Below are 4,051 nucleotides of genomic sequence, written 5' to 3'. Positions count from 1 at the left end.
GGTGGATGGGTGGATGGGTGGGTGAGTGCGTATCCTATTCCCTATCCCCTGAAGCCTAAAACCTAAAGCCTAAAACCTAAAACCTAAAGCCTACTCTCAAAGATTTTTGTGCCGATTTTAGCCCATACTCCCCATCTCTAGTTTAAATTGTAGATGGATCCGGCAACGATCCGATTCTCTTTCATAGCGGCTGTACCAACGAGTAGCAGTATGGCTGATTTTCAAGGAGAATCTGCCGACCTCTATACTCTAGGATCCAGTCAGTGATTTAATGGTAGTTGAATAGTTCTTATCGAGGATAAATTTATGTCTGGCGCGGTCGCTTATCTGGGTTTTATCGGGATCATGTTTGGAATTGCCATGGGTCTGTTCTTTGGCCTCAGATTTACCAAAATTATCTAGGATGAATGGCTAGTCGATCGTGACTAGTCAACATCCATGCTATCTAATTCACCTCACTACTTGCCACACTCATGAAATCCTACCTCGCTGCTGCCGTCCAAATGACCAGCCTCCCAGATCTAGATAAAAATCTAGCTCAGGCAGAAGAATTAATCGAATTGGCCGTGCGGCGAGGTGCTGAGTTAGTCAGTCTGCCCGAAAACTTCGCCTTTTTGGGTACTGAAGAGGAAAAGATCGAGCAGGCCGGAACGATCGCCACCAAAACAGAAAAATTTCTCAAAACTGCCGCCCAAAAATTTCAAGTCACCCTGGTTGGTGGTGGCTTTCCCGTGCCCGTCGGTAAAGAGGGCAAAGTTTATAATACCGCACTGCTAGTCGGCCCCAGCGGCGAAGAACTCAGCAGATATGAGAAGGCGCATCTATTTGATGTGGATCTCCCCGATGGCAATACCTATCGCGAATCGAGAACGGTAATGGCGGGGGTAAAGCTACCTGATGTCTATCACTCGGAGCAATTAGGCGGGATCGGTTTATCAGTCTGCTATGACGTGCGCTTTCCAGAGTTATACCGCCATTTGTCTAAGTTAGGCGCGGATGTCTTGTTCGTACCTGCGGCTTTTACCGCATACACAGGCAAAGATCACTGGCAAGTATTATTACAAGCACGGGCGATCGAAAATACTTGTTATGCGATCGCTCCAGCACAGACTGGCACCCACTACGCCATGCGCCAGACGCACGGACATGCAATGATTATCGACCCTTGGGGGGTAATTCTTGCCGATGCTGGCGATTTACCTGGCGTTGCGATCGCCGAAATCAGTCCCCAGCGGCTAGCACGCGCTCGCGCTCAAATGCCTTCGCTTCAACACCGAGTATTTGCTTAGAATAAGGGTAGGATTCCACTTCTGTAATAGTCTGGTTTCTCGATGGTGTAAGCATATCGAGTAGCCAGACAAGACAAAAGCTCGCATCCGCAATCCGCTGTCTTGGCTCTCTAAACCGTCGGGAAACCCGACGAGCGAGAGCCGCAATCCAAAATCCACAATCCAAATGACTGCTAATAATCTTCAATTACTAAACATCCTGAATATCGGTATTAGCTTGCTGTTGGTAGTGATGACATTTTTATTTATCATTCGGATCGTCCTCACTTGGTATCCGCAAGTAGAAAGTCAAAAAATGCCATTCAGCCTAGTAATTGCGCCGACGGAACCTTTTTTGGCTCCTTCTCGCAAACTAATTCCCCCCATCGGTGGTGTCGATATTACCCCGATCGTTTGGGTGGGAATTATCAGTTTAATTAGAGAAATATTAGTCGGACAGCAGGGCATTATTACCATGCTGGTTAGTTGATAATTAATAATTGATATTCGACCATTACTGCTACACCCCCGACTTCTTCGAGAAGTCGGGGGTGTGTCTTAACAGGGTGTGTCTTAACAAGCTGAGCGACTGCTATAATTTAACTAGCGGCTACCCGCGTTAGTTCTACAGCATCGCGTCCGTCGTTTTCTTGGAAGTAGACTTTGACTTGTTCTTCGCGTGCGGTGGGTAATGTTTTGCCAATAAAATCGGGATGAATCGGTACTTGTCGATGACCGCGATCGACCAGCACTACTAGTAAAATATGCTTGGGTCTACCATACTCATTAATTGCATTTAAAGCAGCCCGAATCGTTCGTCCTTGATAGATTACATCATCTACTAAAACTACCGTTTTACCATTTAAATCGACTGGAATATCTGTTTTTCCAGGCGTGCGGACGGCGATCGAATCGAGATCGTCGCGGTAGAATGTAATATCTAGAGTCCCCACCGGAACTTTGACACCTTCTAAAATTTCGATCTGTTTGGCCAACATTTTGGCAAAGGGAACGCCTTTAGTCTGAATTCCCACTAAGACAACCTGCGATAAATCTCGACAGCGTTCGTCGATTTCGGACGCCAATCTCACGATTGTTCTGCGAATTTCATCAGCCGATAAGATTTCAACAATAGAACTCATGTGATGGGGTGGAGATGAAGGGAAAAAAATATCGGCGATCGAAGGTAGTAGGCGATCGGTAGTCCAAATTGCTACCTTATATTGTCTCTCCCCACAGCAGCATCTGTAAAGGGATGGCGTTGGCGGAGCCTCTCAGAATGAGAATCGCGCGATCGACAGGCACAAAACTAGCCCCTAAGCCTATGCAACTACCTGTAATGATGTTTCTAGCTAACTTGTGCGTTAGATGCGGTTGTTGGCTCGATTTGACGGCACTAATTCTCCTCCGAAAATCAAGATGTTGGGGGTTTCGAGAGTCGGGAGTCGGTTTTGTAGATATTGCAGAATATTAAGCTTCTCTCGATCGCCATGGCAAGCGTTAACCTTTTTGCCTAACCTGGATACAGGGTAATTAGCCTAGAGTCGATTCTCATTCTGAGAGGCTCCGCCAACGTTGACACTTTAATAATCGCTAATCCCAATTCCTAAAGCCTAAAGCCTAAAGCCTAAAGCCTAAAGCCTAACGCCTATCCCCTATTCGCTCCTCCTATGGCATATCAGTGGTTTAAATCTTTTCATATTATTGGTTTTACAGTCTGGTTTGCAGGCTTATTTTATTTAGTTCGATTATTTATCTATCATGTCGAAGCAAATGAGAAGCCGGAACCAGCTCGGAGCATTCTCAAAGAGCAGTATCAGATCATGGAAAAACGGCTCTATAGTATTATTACTACGCCAGGAATGCTAGTGACGATCGCGATGGCGATCGGGATTATTTCGACAGAACCAGGCATCATTCATCAAACTTGGTTGCACGTCAAACTTGGTTTGGTGCTGCTATTAATCGGTTATCATCATTACTGTAAGATCTTGATGAAAAAACTGGCTGTAGATGAGTGTAAATGGAGCAGTCAACAGTTACGTGGACTTAATGAATTACCAACGCTATTTTTAGTCGCGATCGTCCTATTGGCAATTTTTAAAAACAATTTACCGACCGATATCACTGGTTATCTAATTGTCGGATTGGTCGTCTTGATGGCGGCAACGATTCAACTATATGCTCGCAAACGTAGATTGGATGCTGAAAAATTAGCAGCAAATTCAACTCCCGAACTGAGTGCTTAACTTGCGATCGCACCTTTGCGGGATATTGGCTTCATTCCAACACTAAAACATATCCCCGACTTCTCAAAGAAGTCGGGGATATGAAACCACCCATCCACCCATCCACCCTTAAAATCGATCGCATGAGTGATGAATTGGTAATTCCCCAGCTAATTGTCGGACTGGGAAATCCTGGTAATAAATACGCACAAACTAGGCATAATATTGGATTCGATCAGTTAGATAGTCTCGCCAAAAGATGGCAGATTAGTTTAGCCGATCGCAAACAATTTCAAGGCATTTATGGTGAAGGATTCGGCAACCATAATGCCAAAATTAGAATGCTCAAACCGCAGACTTTTATGAACCTTTCGGGGCAGTCAGTGCGGGCGACTTTAGATTGGTTTAAACTATCGCCAGAGTCGGTATTAGTCGTCTATGACGATCTCGATTTACCACTAGGTAAAATTAGATTGCGATTGTCGGGTTCCGCTGGCGGACATAATGGCATGAAATCGATTATTTCGCATCTGGGCACGCAAAATTTCCCCAGAG

The 4,051-nt window shown here is 45.3% G+C and carries 6 protein-coding genes; 5 read left to right on the top strand and 1 reads right to left on the bottom strand.

Annotation, left to right across the window (positions count from 1 at the left end; genetic code table 11):
• The first annotated feature begins 306 nt into the window (after positions 1-306).
• The 3 genes from petL (at position 307) to C7B77_RS25380 (ending at position 1,758) form a co-directional block, all read left to right on the top strand.
• Positions 307-402, top strand: coding sequence for a cytochrome b6-f complex subunit PetL (petL, locus tag C7B77_RS31545; RefSeq protein ID WP_106311519.1), 96 nt, complete (start codon positions 307-309; stop codon positions 400-402).
• A gap of 71 nt (positions 403-473) precedes the next feature.
• Entirely contained in the window at positions 474-1,289 is an 816-nt protein-coding gene (locus tag C7B77_RS25385) for a carbon-nitrogen hydrolase family protein (protein WP_106311516.1), read from the top strand.
• 166 nt (positions 1,290-1,455) lie between these two features.
• A complete protein-coding gene (locus C7B77_RS25380) occupies positions 1,456-1,758 on the top strand; it encodes a YggT family protein (protein ID WP_106311513.1) in 303 nt (100 codons plus the stop codon).
• A 109-nt stretch (positions 1,759-1,867) separates the two neighbouring features.
• Here the strand turns inward: C7B77_RS25380 and pyrR are convergent, their stop codons facing one another.
• Entirely contained in the window at positions 1,868-2,410 is a 543-nt protein-coding gene (gene pyrR, locus C7B77_RS25375; protein ID WP_106311510.1) for a bifunctional pyr operon transcriptional regulator/uracil phosphoribosyltransferase PyrR, read from the bottom strand.
• Positions 2,411-2,938: 528 nt separating this feature from the next.
• On the opposite strand from pyrR, the gene hemJ reads away from it, so the two are divergent.
• Together hemJ and pth are read left to right on the top strand one after the other, a co-directional pair.
• A complete protein-coding gene (gene hemJ, locus C7B77_RS25370; protein ID WP_106311507.1) occupies positions 2,939-3,517 on the top strand; it encodes a protoporphyrinogen oxidase HemJ in 579 nt (192 codons plus the stop codon).
• A gap of 80 nt (positions 3,518-3,597) precedes the next feature.
• On the top strand, positions 3,598-4,051 hold a 454-nt coding region (pth, locus tag C7B77_RS25365), incomplete at its 3' end, for an aminoacyl-tRNA hydrolase (RefSeq protein WP_342761376.1).

The sequence above is a fragment of the Chamaesiphon polymorphus CCALA 037 genome, assembly GCF_003003845.1.
Lineage (GTDB): Bacteria > Cyanobacteriota > Cyanobacteriia > Cyanobacteriales > Chamaesiphonaceae > Chamaesiphon > Chamaesiphon polymorphus.
The sequence above is the reverse complement of the archived record's forward strand: the minus strand, read 5'-3'. Positions and strand labels throughout refer to the sequence as shown.